This is a genomic window from Sediminivirga luteola (assembly GCF_014639315.1).
Classification (GTDB): Bacteria; Actinomycetota; Actinomycetes; order Actinomycetales; family Brevibacteriaceae; genus Sediminivirga; species Sediminivirga luteola.
Genome location: NZ_BMFY01000010.1, coordinates 106,757 through 128,596, shown reverse-complemented (window position 1 = coordinate 128,596; position 21,840 = coordinate 106,757). Strand labels below are relative to the sequence as shown.

At 68.2% G+C, this 21,840-nt stretch carries 19 protein-coding genes and 2 tRNA genes; 12 read left to right on the top strand and 9 right to left on the bottom strand.

From position 1 onward, the window contains the following. Positions 1–357: 357 nt before the first annotated feature. The 9 genes from dnaN to IEW13_RS11910 all read left to right on the top strand — a co-directional run bounded on the left by dnaN (position 358) and on the right by IEW13_RS11910 (position 10,708). Complete coding sequence (gene dnaN / locus IEW13_RS11950; protein WP_188551143.1) at positions 358–1,521, top strand: DNA polymerase III subunit beta; 1,164 nt, start codon at positions 358–360, stop codon at positions 1,519–1,521. Further along, positions 1,521–2,813 carry a DNA replication/repair protein RecF gene (locus IEW13_RS11945; RefSeq protein WP_188551142.1) on the top strand — a complete coding sequence of 431 codons (1,293 nt, stop codon included), beginning with the start codon at positions 1,521–1,523 and terminating at the stop codon, positions 2,811–2,813. Before dnaN ends, IEW13_RS11945 begins: the two co-directional genes overlap by 1 nt. A gap of 7 nt (positions 2,814–2,820) precedes the next feature. Next, positions 2,821–3,348: a DciA family protein gene (locus IEW13_RS11940; RefSeq protein WP_188551141.1), complete on the top strand. Its 528-nt coding sequence runs from the start codon at positions 2,821–2,823 to the stop codon at positions 3,346–3,348. A gap of 178 nt (positions 3,349–3,526) precedes the next feature. Beyond that, positions 3,527–5,533 carry a DNA topoisomerase (ATP-hydrolyzing) subunit B gene (gene gyrB, locus IEW13_RS11935; RefSeq protein WP_188551140.1) on the top strand — a complete coding sequence of 669 codons (2,007 nt, stop codon included), beginning with the start codon at positions 3,527–3,529 and terminating at the stop codon, positions 5,531–5,533. Between the two features lie 205 nt (positions 5,534–5,738). Next, a complete protein-coding gene (gene gyrA, locus IEW13_RS11930) occupies positions 5,739–8,357 on the top strand; it encodes a DNA gyrase subunit A (RefSeq protein ID WP_188551183.1) in 2,619 nt (872 codons plus the stop codon). Further along, positions 8,354–9,001, top strand: a complete 648-nt coding sequence (locus tag IEW13_RS11925; protein WP_229745124.1) for a DUF3566 domain-containing protein — start codon at positions 8,354–8,356, stop codon at positions 8,999–9,001. Before gyrA ends, IEW13_RS11925 begins: the two co-directional genes overlap by 4 nt. A 74-nt stretch (positions 9,002–9,075) precedes the next feature. Beyond that, a tRNA-Ile gene (locus IEW13_RS11920) sits at positions 9,076–9,149 on the top strand. 171 nt (positions 9,150–9,320) lie between these two features. Further along, positions 9,321–9,393 (top strand) — tRNA-Ala (locus tag IEW13_RS11915). A gap of 118 nt (positions 9,394–9,511) precedes the next feature. Next, positions 9,512–10,708, top strand: coding sequence for a Fic family protein (locus IEW13_RS11910; protein ID WP_229745123.1), 1,197 nt, complete (start codon positions 9,512–9,514; stop codon positions 10,706–10,708). A 92-nt stretch (positions 10,709–10,800) separates the two neighbouring features. On the opposite strand, the gene IEW13_RS17690 is transcribed toward IEW13_RS11910, so the two are convergent. The 6 genes from IEW13_RS17690 to kynA all read right to left on the bottom strand — a co-directional run bounded on the left by IEW13_RS17690 (position 10,801) and on the right by kynA (position 16,296). Further along, on the bottom strand, positions 10,801–11,151 hold the full coding sequence (locus tag IEW13_RS17690) for a helix-turn-helix domain-containing protein (RefSeq protein ID WP_188551139.1): 351 nt from the start codon (positions 11,149–11,151) through the stop codon (positions 10,801–10,803). Next, positions 11,078–12,124, bottom strand: a complete 1,047-nt coding sequence (locus IEW13_RS11900; protein ID WP_229745121.1) for an ABC transporter substrate-binding protein — start codon at positions 12,122–12,124, stop codon at positions 11,078–11,080. The genes IEW13_RS17690 and IEW13_RS11900 overlap by 74 nt, the downstream gene beginning before the upstream one ends. Positions 12,125–12,211: 87 nt before the next feature. Next, complete coding sequence (locus tag IEW13_RS11895) at positions 12,212–13,189, bottom strand: alpha/beta hydrolase family protein (protein WP_188551138.1); 978 nt, start codon at positions 13,187–13,189, stop codon at positions 12,212–12,214. After that, on the bottom strand, positions 13,186–14,103 hold the full coding sequence (locus tag IEW13_RS11890) for a PaaX family transcriptional regulator (protein ID WP_188551137.1): 918 nt from the start codon (positions 14,101–14,103) through the stop codon (positions 13,186–13,188). The genes IEW13_RS11895 and IEW13_RS11890 overlap by 4 nt, the downstream gene beginning before the upstream one ends. Next, entirely contained in the window at positions 14,096–15,358 is a 1,263-nt protein-coding gene (gene kynU / locus IEW13_RS11885; protein WP_188551136.1) for a kynureninase, read from the bottom strand. The genes IEW13_RS11890 and kynU overlap by 8 nt, the downstream gene beginning before the upstream one ends. 56 nt (positions 15,359–15,414) lie before the next feature. Beyond that, positions 15,415–16,296, bottom strand: a complete 882-nt coding sequence (gene kynA, locus IEW13_RS11880) for a tryptophan 2,3-dioxygenase (RefSeq protein WP_188551135.1) — start codon at positions 16,294–16,296, stop codon at positions 15,415–15,417. A 156-nt stretch (positions 16,297–16,452) separates the two neighbouring features. Here kynA and IEW13_RS11875 point away from each other — a divergent pair, with 156 nt between their 5' ends. Next, entirely contained in the window at positions 16,453–17,145 is a 693-nt protein-coding gene (locus IEW13_RS11875) for an enoyl-CoA hydratase/isomerase family protein (RefSeq protein ID WP_188551134.1), read from the top strand. A 7-nt stretch (positions 17,146–17,152) separates the two neighbouring features. Here IEW13_RS11875 and IEW13_RS11870 read toward each other — a convergent pair whose 3' ends face one another. After that, positions 17,153–18,106 carry a GlxA family transcriptional regulator gene (locus IEW13_RS11870; RefSeq protein WP_188551133.1) on the bottom strand — a complete coding sequence of 318 codons (954 nt, stop codon included), beginning with the start codon at positions 18,104–18,106 and terminating at the stop codon, positions 17,153–17,155. 122 nt (positions 18,107–18,228) lie between these two features. Here IEW13_RS11870 and IEW13_RS11865 point away from each other — a divergent pair, with 122 nt between their 5' ends. After that, the gene (locus IEW13_RS11865) at positions 18,229–18,759 is read left to right on the top strand and encodes a DUF2269 family protein (protein ID WP_188551132.1); all 531 of its coding nucleotides are present in this window, start codon (positions 18,229–18,231) and stop codon (positions 18,757–18,759) included. Further along, a complete protein-coding gene (locus tag IEW13_RS11860) occupies positions 18,756–19,025 on the top strand; it encodes a hypothetical protein (protein ID WP_188551131.1) in 270 nt (89 codons plus the stop codon). The genes IEW13_RS11865 and IEW13_RS11860 overlap by 4 nt, the downstream gene beginning before the upstream one ends. Here the strand turns inward: IEW13_RS11860 and IEW13_RS11855 are convergent. Together IEW13_RS11855 and IEW13_RS11850 are read right to left on the bottom strand one after the other, a co-directional pair. Continuing rightward, entirely contained in the window at positions 18,994–20,685 is a 1,692-nt protein-coding gene (locus IEW13_RS11855; protein ID WP_188551130.1) for an alpha-amylase family protein, read from the bottom strand. The two genes, IEW13_RS11860 and IEW13_RS11855, sit on opposite strands and share 32 nt — an antisense overlap. Further along, positions 20,685–21,650 (bottom strand): TIGR03885 family FMN-dependent LLM class oxidoreductase, encoded by a 966-nt coding sequence (locus tag IEW13_RS11850; RefSeq protein WP_188551129.1) that lies wholly within the window; start codon positions 21,648–21,650, stop codon positions 20,685–20,687. Before IEW13_RS11850 ends, IEW13_RS11855 begins: the two co-directional genes overlap by 1 nt. Positions 21,651–21,840: the final 190 nt, after the last annotated feature.

Sequence of the window (21,840 nt, the reverse complement as noted above, 5' to 3'; positions counted from 1 at the left end):
CTGTGCACTCCCTGACCCGGCGCCCACAGCCGTCCACCGGTGATGCGGACGCTCTCCACATAGTTCCCCCATCCTGGCGAGAGCCGCTCGAGCGCGTCCGGACTGGCATCGGCGGGGTTCGTCCACACCATCCACAGCGCCTACTAAGACTGCGAGATCCATCTAGATGTAAGAGGGCCGGCGAACAGTCAGGGCGTGCGGGAAGCAAGGGTCCGGCGGAGGTTCCGAGAAGCTCTATGACAGCCCCGGAGGACGCCAATACCACTTCCCGGCACGAACTTGGAGCAGCGACACTCGCGCGGTAGTGTCATTCGGTAACCGTCCACCGCATCGGCTCGAGCCCCATGGAGGAAGAGCGTGACGTCGTCAGAACAAGAAGCCTCCCAGTCCCTCGGCGACTCGCTCCGGGTCAAGGTGGACCGCGACGTGCTGGCCGAGGCTGTCTCCTGGGTCGCCCGGTCCCTGCCACAGCGGCCGGCCACCCCGGTCCTGACCGGCATCCTGCTGGAAGCCCATGCCAACGGTGAACTCAAGCTCGCGGCCTTCGACTATGAGGTCTCCGCGCGGGTGACCGTGAGCGCAGAGGTCGAGCAGGCCGGGCGCATCCTGGTCTCCGGCAAGCTGCTGGCCGATATCACCAAGGCGATGCCTGCCAAGCCTGTGCTGCTGGCCACCGAGGCGCAGAAGCTCGATGTCTCCGGCGGCTCGAGCCGTTTCTCCCTGGCGACGATGCCAGTGGACACGTACCCTGAACTTCCGCAGCTGCCCGAGACCGTCGGCGTTGCCGCCGGCAGCAGCTTCCAGGAAGCCGTTTCCCAGGTCACCATTGCCACCAGCAAAGACGACACGCTGCCCATCCTCTCCGGCGTGCGAGTGGAGATCGAGGGCGAGAACATCACGCTGCTGGCCACCGACCGGTACCGGCTCGCGGTCCGCGAGTTCACCTGGCGTCCCAGCCGGCCGGATTTCTCCGCCGTGGCCCTGGTGCGGGGCCGGACCCTCTCGGAGGTGTCCAAGACGCTCGGCGGTGAGGTCGAGGTCTCCCTGAGCTCTCACGAGCAGAAGGGCCTGATCGCGTTCTCCTCCGGCGGGCGGGTGTCGACCTCGCTGCTGGTCGAGGGCGAGTACCCCAAGGTCCGCTCGCTGTTCCCCCAGCAGGTGCCCATCACTGCCGTGGTGGACCGCGCCTCGCTGCTGGAAGCCGTGCGACGGGTAGCACTCGTGGCGGAGCGGAACACGCCGATCCGGTTCATCTTCACCGAGGGCGATCTGACCCTGCAGGCCGGCACCGGCGACGACGCCCAGGCCTCCGAGGCCCTGCCGGCGGACCTGCGCGGCGAGGCCATCACCGTCGGATTCAACCCCGGCTACATCATCGAAGGCCTCTCGGCGATCGACAAGCCGTTCGTGCGGTTCTCCTTCACCCAGCAGATGAAGCCGGTGGTCATCGGCGGGCAGCCGGAGCAGACGGGCGATGAAGACCTCTCCTACCGCTACCTGCTGATGCCTATCCGCATCTGATGTACGTCGGCCGTCTGTCCCTGCAGTCGTTCCGCTCCTATCCGAACCTGGACATGGCGCTCGAGCCGGGGATCACCACCCTGGTGGCCCCCAACGGGGTCGGCAAGACGAATCTGATCGAAGCGATCGGCTACCTCTCGGTCTTAGGCTCCCACCGGGTCTCCTCGGATGCCCCGCTCATCACGGTAGGCAAGGAGACCGCGCTGGTACGCGCCCAGGTGCTCCGGGCTTCGCGGCAAGCGGTCCTTGAGGTGTCCATCAATGCCAAGGGCGCCAACAAGGCACGGATCAACCGGGTCGAAGCCCGGCCGCGGGAGCTGCTGGGCCTGTTGAGCACCGTGATCTTCGCGCCCGAGGACCTGAGCATCGTCAAGGGCGACCCCGGCGAGCGGCGTCGGTTCCTGGACGGCCTGCTGGTCAGCCGCCGACCGCGGCTGGCCGGGGTGATGCGGGACTACGAGAAGGCCCTCAGGCAGCGCAATGCGCTGCTGAAGTCCGCCCGGGGACAGCGCTGGACGGACACGCACGAAACCACGCTCTCGGTCTGGGACGACACCCTGGCCAGGGCCGGAGGGCAGATCATCGCGTCCCGGCTGGCGCTCATCGAGGAACTGACCGCACCGTTGCGCGAAGCTTACGGACAGATCTCCGGCGCCTCCCAGGAACATCGGCGGGGCATCGCGATGTCCTACTCCTCACCGGTTGCCGATGCCGCCGGCGGTGTGTCCGCCCGAGGTACCGGACTCCCGGACGTCACTGCCGGAGCCGGTGCGGGTCCCGCGACCGGATCCGCCGCGGAAGCGCCCAGTGAGCAGCCCGCCGTGCCGGATACCGCGCAGGCCGCGGAGGCGCGCACCTCACCGGGCGGCGCCCGTAATGCCGCACAGGAACTGGCTGAGGCACTCAAAGCGGAGTATGCGAGGCTGCGCCGGGCCGAGCGCGAACGCGGGCTCACGCTGGCCGGGCCGCACCGGGACGACGTCGACCTGCGCGTGGGCGAGACGCCGGTGAAGGGGTTCGCCTCACACGGTGAATCCTGGTCCTTCGCGCTCGGACTGAAACTCGCCGCCTGGGAACTGCACAAGGCCGACTCGCCCGACCCGCATGACTGGCCGGTGCTGATCCTCGACGACGTCTTCGCCGAGCTGGACCGGCATCGGCGCGCCCGCTTGGCGGCCCTGGTCGCCGATGCCGAGCAGCTCCTGATCACCGCGGCCGTGGAGGAGGATCTGCCGGAGGAACTGGGCGGCCGGCGGGTGCAGGTGATTCCCGGCGGGGTCGCCGATGCCTGAGGACGCCATGGAAGGGACGGAAAGATCCTGGTCACCGGAGGACTCGGTGCTTCCGGCGCTGGCGCTCGAGCGCGCCCGACGGATGGCGGCGCAGTTCGGGGAGCCCGACACCCGCAGTTACCGGCGAACCACCCGCAAGCCGCCGGTCGCGGTGCACTCCTCCGCCGGCGCGCACAGCCGGGACCCGGCGCTGCTGGGCGGTGTGCTGAACGGCATCGTGCGCAGATCCGGGTGGAAGACCTCCCTGACGGTGGGTGCGCTGATGGGACGGTGGGGTGAGATCGTCGGGCCGCAGATTGCCGATCACTGCACACCGGAGACGTTCGACCGCCCGACGCTCGTGCTGCGTGCCTCCTCCACCGCCTGGGCCAAGGAGCTCGAGACGTTCGTGCCTCAGATCAAGCAGCGGCTGGCCGAGGAACTGGGTCCCGGTGTGGTGGACCACATCCGGGTGCTGGGACCGCATCAGCGGAGCTGGCGGAAGGGCCGGCTGCGCGCACCGGGGATGCGAGGCCCCCGGGACACCTATGGGTGAATCGTCCAGACGGCGCTGAGATCGATTCGACCCCGGGTTCGTGCATCCCCTCATGGCCGCGACCCGGAAATCTCGCCCTGGGCGCTCACACGGCCTCTCATGGCGGTTCGCGGGCCACCAGAACCCGCGCGAGAAGGTAAGATGGTGGAGAACAAGGAGAACTGCTCAAGGAGACTCGATGGCCACCGATGGCAATGCCAACTACGAAGCGAGTGACATCACCGTCCTCGAGGGACTCGAAGCGGTTCGCAAGCGCCCTGGCATGTACATCGGTTCCACCAGTGAACGCGGCCTCCACCATCTCGTCTACGAGATCGTGGACAACTCCGTCGACGAGGCGCTGGCCGGCTACTGCGACACGATCGAGGTGACGCTGCTGGCCGACGGCGGCGTCCGCGTGATCGACAACGGCCGCGGCATCCCGGTGGCTATTCACCCCACCGAAGGCCTGCCCACGGTGCAGGTGGTCCTGACCATCCTGCATGCCGGCGGAAAGTTCGGCGGCGGCGGGTACGCCGTGTCCGGCGGCCTGCACGGCGTGGGCTCGTCCGTAGTGAACGCGCTCTCGCGCGCCCTCGACGTCGAGGTGCACCGCGAGGGGCACGTGTGGCGGCAGAGCTACCGGCAAGGCGCCCCCACCGGGGAGCTGGAGAAGGGCGAGACCACCGAGCGCACCGGCACCACGGTGACGTTCTGGCCGGACCCGGAGATCTTCGAGACGATCGTCTTCGACTTCGAGACGCTGCGCGCTCGCTTCCAGCAGATGGCGTTCCTGAACAAGGGCCTCACGCTCTCCCTCACCGACGAGCGGGTCTCCGAGTCCGCCGACATCGACACCGAACTGGTGACCGACATCGCCGACGAGGCCGATCCGAGCAAGCCGCGGTCCGTCACCTACCGCTACGACCAGGGTCTGCTGGACTACGTGGCGTACTTGAACTCCACGCGCAAGGCGACGCACATCCACGAGGACATCATCGCCTTCGAGTCCGAGGACACCGAGCAGCAGATCGCGCTCGAGGTGGCCATGCAGTGGACCGAGTCGTACGCCGAGTCGGTGCACACCTATGCGAACACCATCAACACGCATGAGGGCGGCACGCACGAGGAGGGCTTCCGCACCGCGCTGACCAATCTCATCAACGGGTACGCCCGCGAGCAGAAGCTGCTCAAGGACAAGGACCCCAACCTCACCGGCGAGGACATCCGCGAGGGCCTCACCGCGGTGATCAGCGTGAAGCTCGGCGAACCGCAGTTCGAGGGACAGACCAAGACCAAGCTGGGCAACTCCGAGGCGCGCGGGTTCGTCCAGCGCATCGTCCGTGATGAGCTCGGGCACTGGATGGAGGCCAACCCGAACCAGGCCAAGGACGTCGTCCGCAAGGCGATCCAGGCCTCCCAGGCGCGACTCGCCGCCCGTAAGGCCCGTGAGGCGACGCGCCGTAAGGGCCTGCTGGAGAGCTCGGGCATGCCGGGCAAGCTGCGCGACTGCCAGTCGAAGGATCCGGCGCTCAGCGAGATCTTCATCGTCGAGGGCGACTCCGCCGGCGGTTCGGCGATGGCAGGCCGCGACGCGATCACCCAGGCCATCATGCCGATCCGCGGCAAGATCCTGAACGTGGAGAAGGCCCGCCTGGACCGTGCCCTGGCGAACCAGGAGGTCCAGGCGCTCATCACGGCGTTCGGCACCGGCATCGGCGACGAATTCGACCTGAGCAGGCTGCGGTACCACAAGATCGTGCTGATGGCCGACGCCGATGTGGACGGCCAGCACATCGCGACCCTGCTGCTGACGCTGATCTTCCGCTATATGCGGCCGCTGATCGAGCACGGCTACGTCTACCTGGCGACGCCGCCGCTGTACCGGATCAAGTGGACGAACGAACCGCACGAGTTCGCCTACTCCGACCGTGAGCGGGACGCACTGCTCAAGGCCGGCCGCGAGGCGGGCAAGCGGCTGCCCAAGGAGCTGGCGATCCAGCGCTACAAGGGCCTGGGCGAGATGAACTACCAGGAGCTCTGGGACACCACCATGGATCCGGAGAAGCGCCTGTTCAAGCAGGTGACGCTGGAGGACGCCATCCAGGCGGATGAGATCTTCAGCGTGCTGATGGGCGAGGATGTCGAGTCCCGCCGCAAGTTCATCCAGGAGAACGCCAAGGACGTCCGGTTCCTGGACATCTGACCTCTCACGGGCACCCGTTCGCCGCTCTGCGGCGGTCTATCGCCCGCGCAGCGCCCGCACCGGCGCCGCATCCGAACTGACTCGCATATGACGACTGGAGTAGAGAGTGGCCGAGGAGAACAACACCCCCGCGTCCGATGACGCCGCCGAGAACAGCGCCCCGGTGGTGGCCGGCCGCGTGGAGCAGGTCGACCTGAAGCTGGAGATGCAGCGGTCGTACCTGGATTACGCGATGAGCGTCATCGTCGGCCGTGCGCTGCCGGACGTGAGGGACGGTCTCAAGCCGGTCCACCGGCGCGTGCTCTACGCCATGTACGACGGCGGGTACCGGCCGGACCGCTCCTTCAACAAGTGCTCCCGCGTCGTCGGCGATGTGATGGGCCAGTACCACCCGCACGGTGACTCCGCCATCTACGACGCCCTGGTCCGCCTGGTCCAGCCCTGGGCGATGCGCTACCCGCTCATCCAGGGTCAGGGCAACTTCGGCTCGGCCGGCAACGACGGCGCCGCAGCGCCCCGGTACACCGAGTGCCGGATGGCGCCGCTGTCCATGGAGATGGTCCGGGACATCGAAGAGGACACCGTCGACTTCCAGGACAACTACGACGGCAAGAGCAAGGAGCCGGTCTACCTTCCCAGCCGGTTCCCCAACCTGCTGGTGAACGGTTCGGCGGGCATCGCCGTCGGCATGGCCACCAACATCCCGCCGCACAATCTGCGCGAGGTCGCCGCCGGCGCCCAGTGGCTGCTGCAGCATCCGGAAGCGTCCAAGGAAGAGGCGCTGGAGGCGCTGCTGGGCATCATCAAGGGCCCCGACTTCCCCAACGGCGCCACCGTGCTCGGCCGCAAGGGCATCGAGGAGGCGTACCGCACCGGCCGCGGCTCCATCACCCAGCGTGCCGTGGTGGAGGTCGAGGAGATCCAGGGCCGCACCTGCCTGGTCGTCACCGAGCTGCCCTACCAGGTCAACCCCGATGCCCTGGCCGCCAAGATCGCCTCGTACACGAAGGACGGCAAAGTCGCGGGCATCGCGGATCTGCGCGACGAATCCTCCGGCCGTACCGGCCAGCGCCTGGTGATCGTGCTCAAGCGCGACGCCGTGCCCAAGGTCGTGCTGAACAACCTGTACAAACACACCCAGCTGCAGGAGAACTTCTCCGCGAACATGCTCGCGCTGGTGGACAACGTCCCGCGCACGCTCAGCATCGACGCCTTCCTGCGGCTGTGGGTGCAGCACCAGATCGACGTCATCATCCGCCGGACCCGTTTCCGGCTGCGCAAGGCGGAGGAACGCGCCCACATCCTGCGCGGTTACCTGCGTGCCCTGGACGCCCTGGACGAGGTCATCGCGCTGATCCGCCGTTCCCCGAGCTCCGAGGAAGCCCGCTCGGGCCTGATGGAGCTGCTGGACGTCGACGAGGTCCAGGCCAACGCGATCCTCGATCTGCAGCTGCGCCGCCTGGCGGCCCTGGAGCGGTTGAAGATCCAGGAAGAGGCCAACCGGATCGAGGAGATGATCAAGGAGTACCACCATATCCTCGAGACGCCCGCACGGCAGCGGGAGATCGTCTCGGAGGAACTGGACGAGGTCGTCACGCGGTACGGGGACGAGCGCCGCACCAGGATCCTGGCCGGTTTCGACGGGGACGTGTCGATGGAGGACCTCATCCCAGAGGAAGAGGTCGTCATCACGATCACGCGCGGCGGTTACGCCAAGCGGACCCGCACCGATGCGTACCGCGCGCAGCATCGCGGCGGCAAGGGCGTGCGCGGGGCGACTCTGCGGGGCGACGACGTCGTGGACCACTTCTTCGTCACCTCCACCCACAACTGGCTGCTGTTCTTCACCAATATGGGCCGGGTCTACCGCACCAAGGCCTACGATCTGCCCGAGGGAGGCCGCGACTCGAAGGGCCAGCACGTGGCGAACCTGCTGGCGTTCCAGCCGGGCGAGACCATCGCGCAGGTACTGTCCATCTCCGATTACGAGGAGCAGCCGTTCCTGGTGCTGGCCACGAAGGCCGGTCTGGTGAAGAAGACCCGCCTGGCTGAGTACGACTCCAACCGCACCGGCGGCGTCATCGCGATCAACCTGCGAGAGACGGCGGAGGGCACTCCGGATGAGCTGGTGTCTGCGCGGCTGGTCTCCGGCGAGGACGACCTGCTGCTGATCTCCCGTCACGGTCAGTCCGTGCGGTTCACCGCCAGCGACGAGGCGCTTCGCCCGATGGGCCGAGCCACGTCCGGCGTCACCGGCATGAAGTTCCGTGAGGACGACACCCTGCTGGCCATGGACGTGGTGCGGCCGGACAGCTACGTGTTCGTCGTCACCGCGGGTGGCTACGCCAAGCGCACGCCCGTCGAGGAGTACCGGGTGCAGGGCCGCGGAGGCCTGGGCATCAAGGTCGCCAAGGTGACCGAGGAGCGCGGCGATCTGGCCGGCGGGCTCATCGTCACGGAGGACGAAGAGGTGCTCGTGGTGATGGAGTCCGGCATGGTGGTGCGCTCACGGGCCAGTGAGGTGCCGGCCAAGGGCCGCAACACGATGGGAGTGGTCTTCGCCAAGCCCGGCAAGAAGGACCGCATCATCGAGGTCACCCGCGGCCCGGCAGCGGTCGAGGACCAGATCGAGGCCGAAGAGGACGCCGCGGAGGGCGGTGCGACGGGCGATCCGGTGGGCGGTGAGCTGACCGGCGAGCAGGGGGAGGCTACGCACGCCGACGGTCCGGGTGCTAGCGTCGACGAAGTTGTAGAATCGTCGTCACCGGCCGCCATGGACAATTCCGACGTTCCTGAGGCGGATGCGGACGAAGGAGAACAGTGAGTTCACACTCTGAGCCGAGCACCGATCTTCCCAAGCCGACCAAGACGCTCCGTGCGTCCAGTGGCTCCACCCGCCTGACGGCAGGCGGGAGTGCTCCGGCAACCGAGGAGAACCCGAGCGATTATGCGGGTGCTCCGGAGACCCCGGCACGGCCGCCGAGCCAGCCCCCGGCGCCGGCCAGCGGCTCCGCCCAGATGACCGATGCGTTCGACCGGGCTGAGGCCAGCCAGGTCAAGACCAGCTCGGCGGGCGTGAAGATGTCCGGCTCGGCCAAACGCAAGGGCCCCAGGACGGTGCGCCTCACGGTGGCCAAGATCGACTCCTGGTCGGTCATGAAGATGTCGTTCCTGATGTCCGTGGCGCTCGGCATCGCCACGGTGGTGGCGTTCTTCGTGCTGTGGCTCGTGCTGCAGATGACCGGCGTGATGGACTCCATGGAAGCCACCCTGCGGGAACTCGCCGGAACCGAGTCCGCCGAGCGGGTCATCGGCTTGTTCAGCCTCGGCCGGGTGCTGTCGGTCGGGGTGATCCTGGCGGTGGTGAACGTCATCCTGATGACCGCCCTGTCCACGCTGCTGTCCATCCTCTACAATATCGGATCGTCGATGGTGAACGGCTTCAGCCTCACGCTGAAGGACGAGTAACGGCGGCCTTGTCCCGGGTTGGCGTTCCTGCAGGACCTTGGGTATATTGGTTCCTCGGGTCAGCCCCGGAACACGGGCGTATAGCTCAGGCGGTTAGAGCGTCACACTGATAATGTGAAGGTCCCAGGTTCAAGTCCTGGTACGCCCACGCGGGACCATCGTCGGAAGGGAGCTTCCATGAAACGATGGCTGGCAGCTGTCACGCTGACGGGAATCGGAGTGGCCGTGTTCCTCAAGGCCCGCCGCGACACGAAGGCGGTCCAGGAGCGCTGGGCGCAAGCCACGGATCAGATCTGATCCGCTGTCCGGCGGGACCCACGGGGGTATGGCGCAATTGGTAGCGCACCTGCTTTGCAAGCAGGGGGTTACGGGTTCGAGTCCCGTTACCTCCACGTAGAAAGTCGTCAGAGATGAGGGATCTGCTCTCGAGCAGGTCCCCTTTTCTTTCCCATAAGGAAGACTCTCAATATTATGAGATAAGTGCCTATCTCATAATATTTCTGAGGAGTGATGATGCGTGGCAACCCGTGGCCCCGGGTCGGCTTTGCGGAGCGGCGATGGGTTCCCACTGCCTCCGCACAGTGGGGCGTGCGGGCCGAAGAGACTGCCTACGGTGTGCCCTACCGCTGGGCGATCGTCCCACACATCGCGGAGCTGACTCCTTCCCCGAGCCCGGATGTGGTGGCAAAGGCGGAGGAGGCAGAGCGGGAGCTGACTCGTTTCGACGCTGAGCTGGGTGCTCGCGTCTCGGGATTCGCTCCGGTGCTGCTGCGGTCAGAGGCCGTCTCATCCTCGCAGATCGAGAACCTCACGGCATCGGCCCGCGCGATCTTCAGCGCAGAGCTTGGGGCGAAGAGCAGCCGTAATGCCGGAGATGTGGCGGCGAACGCCGCCGCCATGAGGGCTGCTCTTGACTTGGCGAGTGATCCTTCGTCGGAGTCCATCCGACAGATGCATACCGTGCTGATGGAGAAGCAGCCGCGTCATACCCCGGGGCAGTGGCGGAAGGAGCCGGTATGGATCGGGACCCGTTCGGATTCGCCCGTGGGTGCGCAGTTCGTCGGCCCGGACGAGGCGGATGTCCCAGGATTGGTGGACGATCTGGCCACTTTCGTCCGACGCGAGGACATTCCGGCGCTGATCGCCGTCGCCGTCGCCCATGCACAGTTCGAGACCATTCATCCCTTCACTGACGGGAACGGGAGGACAGGGAGGGCCTTGGCGCAATCTATGTTGCGTCACAGGGGAGTGACGAGGAACGTGGCGGTGCCGGTCTCTGCCGGTCTCCTTGCAGATGTGGAGGGGTACCACGCTGCGCTGACCGCATACCGTGCAGGCGAGATAGATCCGATCGTCAGTGCATTCGCCGACGCTTCATTGCGGGCGGTCAGCAATGCCCGGCAGCTGGCGCGGGAGATCGAGGAGATCCGGGTCGCCTGGGAACAGCGGCTGACCGTGCGCAGGAGCTCTAACGCGTGGAGGCTTCTGGACATCCTGACACGACGGCCGGTGCTTAACAGCGCGGCAGCGGCTGAAGAACTCGGGGTCAAACAGCCCAACGTCTACCCGCCGTTGAATGCTCTGGTGAACGCAGGGATTCTCAAGTCCAAGGGAGAACATGGGCTTGGGCCGTTCTGGCGCAGCGATGAGATTCTGGCGGCGATCGATGCCTTCGCCGCGCGTGCTGGCAGGCGTTCTCAGTCGTGAGGGACTGAGGGGCCGGTGATGGCGAAGCGGCACCCGCGCTCGCGTGCGGGGCATGTGTGTGTCTGAGCGTTTTCCAGCCAGCGCGCGATCTTTTACTTCCTTGTTCGGGCCGCCGCCCGAAGGGATTCCAGCCTGGGTTCGATCGGCTCGGCCATCATCGCGATCTCCCCTTCCAGGACGCCGGGGGCGCGGAGCACTTGCGCGACGTTGCCGAACCCGACGCTGCGGTCTCCCTTCTCGATCCGGCGCAGGGTGTCGCGCGTGATGCCGGTTCGTTCAGCCACTTGCTGTGCGGTCAGCTCCAGCACTATACGCCAGCCGTGCACATGCTCGCCGAACTCAGTGAGCTCCCGGTCGGCCGGACCGGGATCAGGCGAGTTCTTCCTGCAGCACCGATAGGACGCCCCGGGCCGCGGTCGGGCCGACGTTGAGGTAGAACACATCGTCGTCGACGGACACCGCCTGGCCCTTCTCCACCGCGCCGAGCGAGGGCCACAAGCCCAGCGAGGTCAGTTCGGTGTCGTCGCCGCCCTGGACGCCGTAGAAGATCCAGTCGCCATCGGCCTGGCCCAGGAGTTCGGCGCTGATGTCGACGGAGGTCTCGTCCGTGAACGACTGGGCCTCGGGACGCGACAGGCCGGCATCCTCGGCGACGGAGCCGCTGAAGGACGCGATCCCGAACACGCGGGTGCGATCCCCGTTCTTGCGCAGGAAGGACACCGTGGGGGCGCCCTCCACCCGCGCACCGAAGGCGGCCGCGTCGGCGTGGTAGTCATCGAGCCAGCCCTGTGCCTGCTCGGTCTTGCCCACCGCGTCCGCGAGCAGCAGGAAATCCTGTTTCCAGTACAGCCCGGTGCCCTGCGTGGCCACCGTCGGCGCGATCTCGCTCGCATCGGCGTAGAAGACGTCCGCATCGTCCTTGCCGGCGAGGTTCAGCACGATCAGGTCAGGGTCCAGGTTCGCTATCGACTCCAGTTCAGGCTCGACCCTGCTCCCGACATGCGTGACGGAGTCCAGTTCGTCCTTCAGCTGGGGATAGGTCTCATAGAGATACTGCGGGATCATCTCGGCCCCGTCACCGGCCGTCGAGCCGACGGGCACGATGCCGAGCGAGAGCATGGCGTCGGCCTGACCGGTGGAGATCACCACCACGCGTTCGGGTTCGTCCTCAAGGGTGGTCTCCCCCGCGAAGTGGGTGACGGTGCGGGGGAACACGCCGTCGCGCTCTCCGCTGCCCTTGCCCTCGGGCATCGTGCGCGGGGTCGTGTACTCGGTGCTCTCCACCGGATCCGGAGCAGAGGAGACGTTCTCGGTGGTGCTCTCGGCGGTGCAACCGGCCAGGATCAATGTGGAGGTGATCACAGCAGCGATGCCGTGGGACATGGTGCGGTGAGACGCGGGAAGAAGAATGGTCATACATGAAGCTTAGACTTACCTAAGATGCTTCGGGCGGCTGCTCACCGAGATGTGATGCGTCTTACGCCCTGCCGCCGGTTCTCCGTCTCACGGGCCGAGGAGCGCCCCGGCCACGGTGCCGAAGTGCGGGGAACGCGGGTCGATCACGTCGAAGTGATCGGCGCCGATGAGTTCCTGACGCGGCGCGGGAAACCCGCGGGAGAACGCGATGTCGACCGTCTGGTCCGCGGTGCCGTGAAGGATCCTCACATCACACCGTTCCGGGATGAGCGCCGCTCGCGAACGCGGATCCTCGGACAGGTATCGCTCGCGATCCTCCTCCGGGTGCGCGCCCATGTACTCCAGGACGGCGCCGTCACCGAGCCCGTCCCGCACCTCCGCGACGAGATCGGTGACGGGCGCCAGCGGCCGCACGCGGATCTCCGGCCCCGCTGCCGGTTGCCGGCTCGCCCATGACAGGGCGAGGCTGCCCCCGGCGGAATGACCGGCGACGACGAACCGGACCGCGCTCCCGGGCGTTGACGTCTCCTCACCGGACCCGCCGAGCCCACCGGGCAGGTCGCTTCCGCCCGACTCACCGGACTGACCAGACTCACTCGACTCACCGAACCCGCTCGACTCACCGAACCCGCTGGGCCCACCTGACTCACCGGTGATCGTCGCGATGGCCGCCTCGATGTCCGCAAGGGTACGCGGGTGGCCGCCTTCACCCCCGGCTCGCCGGTACTCGATCAATGCCACGGCCACTCCGGCAGCACCCGTAGCCCGATCCCCCTCCGGCCCGGCGGTCGAGGAAGACGAAGGATCGACACGTTCCGGGACGCTGCCGCGGGCCACGAGAGCGCGAGCCAGGGGCCGCGCATGTGCCAGCGTCGTCTGCTGCCGGAAATACCCGCCATGGATGAAGGCGATCACCGTGCCGGCGGTCGCCGGTTCCCCGAACCACTCGACATGCTGGTCCGGCCGGTCACCATAGGCGACGCGATGCCCCGGCTCTCCCGCGGAGGCGAGGAGGGCGGCAAAGCGGGCGTCCTCTGCGGCCGCCGGAGTGTCATCGGTGGTCATGGGCGTGCCCTCCCGATCTGAGATCGCGTGGTGTGGACGACGTGCTGGGCTGCAGGCGGTCCGAGGCGCTCGTGGAGTTCACGGAACAGCGCGGCGGATTCGTCTCCCGGCCAGTCCGCCGGGAGGGCCTCCCGGGACAGTCCGGGATCCCGGTAGGGAATGGGACGCCAGTCGTCGACGATCCGCAGATGGGCGGCGAAGGCCTCCTGGGGACTGATGACCGGTGAGCCGGTCACGGAGCGCCCCCCGCTCGCCAATCGCTCGGCGAGCCCGCGATGGCGGGCGATGAAGGCACGGTGGAGGCCCGCGGTCATGTCCAGATCCCACCAGCGCGCACATGCTGCGGCGAGACTCCCATCGGGCCGGAGCGCCGCCTGCTCGAAGACGGTGACCCACTCGCCCAGCCCCGCCTCGCGCAGATGCGTCTGCAGTCCGCCCGCCAGAGGCTGCGGTGCGACGGCCAGGCCGTCGGCGACGGTGCCGCATCCGAGCTGCGCCAGAAGGCGGCGCAGCCGGTACCGCTCGGCCCGCCGGTCCTCCGGCACCGAGAACGAGATGAGGCACCACCCGTCGGATACGGGGTGCCGGCGGTAGGAGTAGATCGTCGCGTCGCCCCGCTCGAGCATCGCCACGACGCCTGGTGACAGCGCGTAACCCGCAACGTCTTCGCGTCGTTGCGGGCGGAGGAGGCCCTTCGCTTTCGCCCGGGAGACCGCCGAGCGCACGGTGGTCGCCGGTGCGCCGGTCTGCTCAAGGAGGGCGACCAGGTGAGCCACGGCGATCCAGCCACCGAGGTCGCGCATGTGCAGGCCGACGAAGGTCCGCAGCAGCGACATGATGCTGCCGGGACGCGCATCGAAGTCATCGAGGCCGGGAACCGCCGGCTGAGGGGCCCGGCCGGTGGCCTCAGGCACCGGCCGCCACCAGGGCATTGCGGATGCCCTGGACGCCGGCGCGGACCTCGTCGTAACTGCTTGATAGCGGCGACGGGCCCAGCCGCAGCCCGTCCGGCGTGCGGAAGTCCGGGATGATGCCCTGTTCCCATAGGACCGGGAGCACCTGCCGGCAGAGCTCGTGGTGAACGGTCAGATGCCCGCCGCGGACCGCGGCCTCGCGCGGGGAGCCCAGGCGGACCCCGAGCGGAGCGAGCCAGGCGTCGTAGAGCTCGAGGGCGAAGCTGGTCAGGGCGACCGACTTGGCCCGCACGGCAGCCAGGCCCGCTTCCTCGATGAGGCAGAGCATCGCTTCCAGCGGCACCATCGCCAGGACGGAGGGGGTCCCGCTGACGAACCGGCGGATGCCCGCGTGCGGGCGGTACGCCGGCCCCATCTCGAAGGCGTCCGCGACGCCCATCCACCCCTGGATGGGTTGCGTCACCGCCGCGATGTGGCGGGCGGCGACATAGCCGAAGGCGGGAGATCCGGGCCCGCCGTTGAGATACTTGTAGGTGCAGCCGGCCGCGAAATCGACGCCCCACTCGTCGAGCTCGACCGGCACGGCGCCCACGGAATGGCAGAGGTCCCAGAGGACGAGAGCGCCGGCCCGGTGCGCGATCCCGGTGATCGCCCCGGCATCGGCGATGCGTCCGGTCCGGTAGTCGATGTGACTGAGCAAGACGAGCGCGGTGTCCTCGCCTGCCGCCTCGGCCACCTGCGCGGGAGTCACCCCGGCCTCCTGCTCGGGGACGATCCATCTGACCTCGCGGCCCGTGGCCCGGGCGATGCCGTCGACGAGGTACCGATCGGTGGGGAAATTGTGGGTGTCGGCGACGATCACCCGGCGGTCCGGCCGCGCGCCGAGCGCGGCGTGGATCAGCTTGTAGAGCACCACGGTAGTCGACTCGCCGATGAACGTCTGCCCCGGTGCCGCGCCGAGGGTGACGGCGCCGAGCCGGTCGCCCAGGGTGAGAGGCTTCTCGAACCAGCCCTCGTCCCAGCCGCGGATGAGCCGGCCCGCCCACTGGTCTGCCGCGAAGGACCGCAAGGCATCGACCGCGGCCCGGGTGGGTCTGCCCAGCGAGTTCCCGTCGAGGTACGACACCAGCCCCGGCGAGGGCTCGAAAGCGTCGCGGAAGCGCCCCAGCGGGTCTGCCTCGTCGAGCGCGCGGGCGCGATCGGCGTATGCGGCGTCGGAACCGGGTGAGTCGTCGGCGGAGGGAACGGCGGTCATAACCTCAAGCTCCTTCGGTCGTATCACGGCGGGGTCGCGGGACGGGGAGGCCGCCTTCAGCGTGCTCCGATCTCCGTCCGGACGGAGAACAGCTCGGGGAAGAACGTGAGCTCAAGTGCCTTCTGCAGGAAGCCGACGCCGCTGGAGCCGCCGGTGCCGCGTTTCCAGCCGATGATGCGCTGGACCGTCCGCAGATGGCGGAACCGCCAGATCTGAAAGTTCTCCTCCAGATCGACCAGTTCCTCGCATGTCTCGTAGACCGTCCAGTCGGCGTGCGGATCCTCGTAGATTCCGGCGAAGACGGCCACCAGGTCGTCGTCGAAGGTATGGGAGACGGTGACGTCCCGGTCAAGAAGACGCGGTGGCACCGGGTAGCCGCGGCGGGCGAGCAGACGCAGGAACTCGTCATAGAGGCTCGGTGCGGCGAGCTTGTCCGCCAGGACGGCGCGAGCCTGGGGGTCCGCGTCGAAGACGTCGAGCATGCCGCGGTTCTTGTTCCCCAGCACGAACTCCACCGCGCGGTACTGCCATGACTGGAAGCCAGAGGCGTTGCCGAGGAAGTCCCGGAACTCGACGTATTCGGACGGCGTCAGCGTCGCCAGCACTGACCACTGCTCGGTGAGGGTCCGCTGGATGTGCTTGACCCGGGCGATGGATTTGAGCGCCGGTTGCAGGGAATCCTCGCGGATGAGGCGGCATGCGGATTCGAGCTCGTGGATGACGAGCTTGAACCAGAGTTCGGTGGTCTGGTGCTGGATGATGAACAGCAGCTCGTCGTGATGCTCCGGGCGGCTCACCGGGTGCTGCGCGGTGAGGAGCCGCTGAAGATCGAGATAGGAGCCGTAGGACATCCGGTCCCGGAAATCGCGCTGGATCCCCTGCTCGATCTCGCGCTCATTGCGTGCAGTGGCGCTGTCCTCACGAGGTTGTGCGTCCATGGCTGCAGCCTATTGCGCTTTTGGCGCGGACGGAAGGGTTCCGCAATATGCTGCCTCTGCGGACTGGGCATCGCCGCGTGCCGGTTCGCTCCCCGTCGCCGTTTACAGTGAGAGCACGTCCGGCGAAGGTGCCGGTGCGAGGCGAGGGGGACGGCCATGGGCGATGACGGCGGCAACGAGAACGGCGACGGCACGGTGCGGGTGGATCTGTCCCGCATCGGCGACGGCGTGGCCGTCCTGACGATCGATCGCACCGCGAAGAAGAACGCGCTCTCGGCTCAGCTGCGCACCCGGCTGGCGGCTGCGCTCGCGGAACGTGCCGCCGACGAGCGCTGCCGGGTCACGGTCCTGACCGCCGCCGGTGACCTCTTTGGCGCCGGATTCGATCTGCACGAGTTCGGCGTGCTGGACGAGCGCACCATCTGGTCCTCCGCCGATGCGCTCCACCAGGCCCTCCTGCACCATCCGGTTCCCGTGATCGCGGCACTCGAAGGCCCCGCCTACGCGGGCTCGGCGGACCTCGCGGTGATGGCGGATCTGCGCATCGGAACGCCGCGCACGCTGTTCGCGCACCCCGAGCGCCTCCGCTATCCGGTGGTGTTCGCCCCGCTGGCGGCAGTCGCCGGACCGGCTCGCGCGGCGGAACTGGCCTTGACCGGGCGGCAGGTGGACGCCGATGAGGCCCTGCGCCTGGGCCTGCTGACCGAGGTGGTGGACACCGGCGCCACCGCACGGGCAATCGAACTGGCCGCGGACATCGCCCGTGCGCCCCGCCCGGTGCTGACCGCGATGAAGGCCAAGATGATCCGCGGGCGGGGCGCCGCCGACGTCACCACCCTGGAGATGTGAACCCGCGCTAGCCCGCTGCCGCGGCGCCGCGGAACGTGCGCCGGTACTCGCTCGGGGCCACGCCGACCGCTTTGTGGAACGCCGCGCGGAAAGTGCTGGGACTGGGAAAACCGGTCTGCCGAGCGATCCGCTCGATGCCGTGCTGCGTGGTCTCCAGATACTCCTGGGCGTGGCGGATCCGCACGCCGTTCAACCACACCATGGGCGACTGGCCGGTTTCGACGTGGAACCGGCGGTTGAGCGTGCGCACGCTCATGTGCGCGGCCTGCGCCAGGTCTTCCAGCGTCAGCCGGTGATGCGCGTTCTCCTCGATCCACAGCAGGACGGGCTCCAGGCTCGCCGTCTGCAGGGTCGGGCGGTTCCGCAGGATGAACTGGGCCTGCCCGCCGCTGCGGTGCAGCGGCGCCACTGCGAGCCGGGACGCATCGGCGGCCACGGCGGTGCCGTGGTCTTTGCGGATCATATGGAGGCAGAGGTCGAGGCCGGCCGCGGCCCCGGCGGAGGTGAGGATCTGCCCTGAGTCCACATAGAGCACATCCGCGTCCACCTCGACCTGGGGGTGCATGCGGGCCAGCGTCTCCGCCGCGGCCCAGTGCGTCGTGGCGCGCAGGCCGTTCAGCAGTCCGGCCTGCGCGAGAGTGAAGGCGCCGACGCAGATGGACGCGATGCGGGTTCCCTCCGCGGCCGCGTTCCGCAGCGCGTCCAGTACGGCCTCACCCGCCGGCGGCCGGGGATCGTTCCGGCCCGGCACGATGACGGTATCGGCCTGTTCCAGCGCCTCCAGTCCGTGTTCCAGCCGCAGGGCGAAGGCGCCTGCGCCGACCTCCGGGGCCTCGCCGCAGACGAGGATGCGGTAGGCGGGCCGGCCATCGGGCAGTCGCGCGTGCCTGAAGGTCTCGACCGCCGTGGCCAGATCGAAGGCGATGGTGTCCTGCTGGGCCAGCACTGCGATGGTGTGCATGGTCGCTACTCTACGCAGGTGGCCGGGCACATCGAGGGTTTCGGGGCGGATGGCCATATTCAGGCGATACGTGGCACTCAGGCCACTGGCGTCTTTTCTACACGGCGTCGAGGATGGGGTGCATGAGCGATTTCCTCCTCTCCGTCCACGTGCTGGGCGCGATTCTCGCCATCGGGCCGGTGGCCGTGACGGCGAGCATGTTCCCGGCGGCAGCACGGCGTGCCGCCGCCGATCCCTCCGATTCCCGCGCCCTCGCCGGGGCGCGGATCCTGCATCGCATCACTCGCGTCTACGCCGTCATCGGAGTCGTGGTGCCGGTCTTCGGCGTCGCCACGGCACTGTCGATGGGCATCCTCACCCAGGCGTGGCTGCTGGTGGCCATGGCACTGACCGCGGTGGCGGCGGTGGTGCTGATCGGCATGGTGCTCCCCGGCCAGAGGCGCGTGCTCCAGGCGCTGGAGGACCGCGTCCCGGAACAGGACCGCACACCGGCGGACGAAGACGGCATCGCGGAACGGGACAGCGCGCCCGCCGCCGGCGTGGCGGGACCGGACACTCGGCGATTGGCCATGACCGCCGGAATCTTCAACCTCCTCTGGGCCGTGGTGGTCGTGATGATGATCTACCGGCCGGGGCAGGACGGCTACGTGTGAACCCGGTCGTCGTACTGAAATGGCTGGGCGTGGCCGAGATGGCCACCCTGGCGCTCATGCTGCTGAACATCGTCACCGTGCACGAACCGGCCATCAGCTCGGTGCTGGGCCCTGTACACGGTCTCGCCTACACCGGCACCGTCATCGCCGGCGTGCTGGCCGCTGCCGGGCGCCACCGCATCTGGGTGCTCAGCCTGGTGCCGGGCATCGGCGGCTGGCTCGCCTATCGCAGGGTCACACCAGCCGGTGGTCGTTCTCGCGCTTGACCCGCAGCCAGCGGTAGCCGTACCCGTCCAGCTCGACCTGGACCCGCCGGGAGGCATCGAGCCGGAGACTGCCCTCGCGGAGCAGATCGACGAGGACCGTGCCCTCGGCCTCGTCCGGCAGCTCCACCGGCACCACCACCGGCTCGGGCGCCAGGTTGTGCAGCAGCACCAGGGAGCGGATCTCCCAGGTCACCGCGTGCGCCAGGACGGAGGGTTCGGGGACGTCGATGATCGTGGTGGCGCCCCAGCCGATCTCCGGTGACTCCCGGTAACGCTTGGCCAGCCGGGTGATGTGATTCAGCAGGGATTCCTCGTCCCGCCGGGCCGCGGCGGCGTTGACGTGCTCGGGCCCGTACGGCCCCTCCACCATCGGCCGGGGCAAGCGCGAGGGCCTGGCTGTGGAGAAGCCGCCGTTCTTGTCCCGCGACCACTGCATCGGCGTGCGGACCGCGCCGCGCCCTTCCACGTCCAGGTTCTCCCCCATCCCGAGTTCTTCGCCGTAGAGCAGGACCGGCGTGCCGGGCAGCGAGAACAGCAGCGAGTAGGCCATCGCGATACGGCGCGGGTCGCCGTCGAGCATGGGCGGTAGCCGGCGGCGCAATCCCCGGCCGTACAGCCGCATCCCTTCCTCGGGACCGAAGGCGTCGAACACCTCCCGCCGTTCCTCCTCCGGTAGCAGATCCAGGGTCAGCTCATCGTGGTTGCGCAGGAAATTGGCGTACTGCACATCCGGAGACAGCTCCTCCGGACGGGAACGCAGCGCCTCGGCCAGCGGTGCCGCCTCCTGCCGCGCCAGCGCCAGGAACAGCTTCTGATTTGTATAGAAGTCGAACTGCATGGTCAGCTGATCGCCCTCGCGCCCGCCGAAGAACGTGGCCTGCTCCTCATGCGGCAGATTGACCTCGCCGAGCATGATCGCCGAACGGCTGGTGGAGGAACGGCGCTGGAGGAACGCCCGCAGCGAACGGAGATAGTCGTGCGGCTCCTCGAAGGCGTGGGCGTCCTTGCCGGTCAGGGTCGCCTGATTGATGGCGAACGGCACCGCGTCCACCCGGAACCCGTCGACGCCGAGCTGCAGCCAGAACCCCATCACCTTGGCGATCTCGTCGCGCACCTGCGGATTCGCGGTGTTGAGATCCGGCTGGTGATGGAAGAAGTGATGCAGGTAGTACTCGCCGGTCTTCTCGTCGTAGTACCAGATGCCGTCTTCCGCATCCGGGAACATCGTCTGATCCGAGGTGTCCGGCGGCGGATCCGAACGCCACACGTAGTAGTCCCGGTAGGGGTTGTCCGTGGAGGCGCGCGCCTTGCGGAACCAGGGGTGCTGATCGCTCGTGTGGTTGATGATCAGGTCCACGATCACCCGGATGCCGCGGTCGTGGGCGAGGCGGATGAGCTCGACGACATCGCCGTGGTCGCCGTAGGGCTCGCCGACGCCGTAGTGGTCCTTGACGTCGTAGCCGTTGTCGCGGTTCGGCGAGGGATAGAACGGCATCAGCCAGATGCAGGTCACCCCGATCTCGGCCAGATAGTCGATCCGCTGGCACAGACCGTGGAAGTCGCCCGTTCCGTCGCCATCGGAATCCAGATAGGTGCCCACGTCCAGGCAGTACACGACCGCGTTCTTGTACCAGAGGTCTGCGGTGTCGGCGACGCGCATCAGGACAGCTCCTTCCTCAGTAGCGGCAGGATCCGGTCCCCAGCGATGTCGATCCACGGCCCCTGGTCCTGCCCCACGTGATGCAGGAAGACCCGGTCGAAGCCGTGCGCGCCCCGAGCGATCCACTCGGCGAGCCGGTCCGGTTCACAGGAGGTCCATACCGCCTCACGCACGGTTTCCAGGCGGACGTCCCCGGAGACGGCGTCGAAGTGCTCGGGCGTGGGAAGATCCTGGTCCGCGGGGGGACCGAAGACGTTCGCGCGCCACTGGTGATGGGCGATCTCCTCGGCCTGCCGGGCGGTGGGTGCCCAGGAGAGATGGATCTGCAGCATCGCCGGCCCGGTGCCGCCGGCGTCGCGGTACGCGGCGAGCACATCCCGCTCCGCGCCGCCGGGCTGGTTGAGCGTCACCATCCCCTCCGCCCAGCCGGCCGCGAGGGTGGCGGATTCAGGGGTGATGCACGCCGCGTACAGCGGCACCGGGGTCTCGGGCAGGTCGTACAGCTGTGCCTCGTGAACCCGGACCAGCCCCGAATGGTTCACCCGCTCGCCGCGGTGCAGCCGGCGGATGACCTCCGCGCATTCGACGAGTCGCTGCCGGCGGGTCTGCTGGTCCGGCCAGGGGTCTCCCGTGACGTGCTCGTTCATCGCCTGACCGGCTCCGAGGGCGGCCCAGTAGCGGCCGGGGAACATCTCGCCGAGCGTGGCCGTGGCCTGCGCCACGATGGCTGGGTGATACCGCTGGCCGGGTGCGATGACCGAGCCGATGGGGAACCGGGTGGAGGCCAGTGCCGCGCCGAGCCAGGAGAGCGTGAATCCCGAATGGCCCTGCCGGGTGGACCAGGGCATGAAGTGGTCGGAACTCATCGCGGCGTCGAATCCCGCCTGTTCGGCATGGATCACGTCGCCCAGAAGGCGGGAGGGGGCGATCTGCTCGTGCGATGCGTGGAACCCGATGAGGGGCATCCGACTCAACTCCTCGACGCGCGCGGAACCTGACTACCAGAATAGGAAGTCCGGTCCCGTCCCTCGTGTGCCGCCCCCTGCGCTCGCGACCCGGCTGCCCGGCCCGGGAGGGTCCGGTGCCGGCTGTGCTTCGGTGAGGCGGCACGGTCGTACCGGTCGTACCGGTCGTTCAGATGCGAGGCGCGCCCAG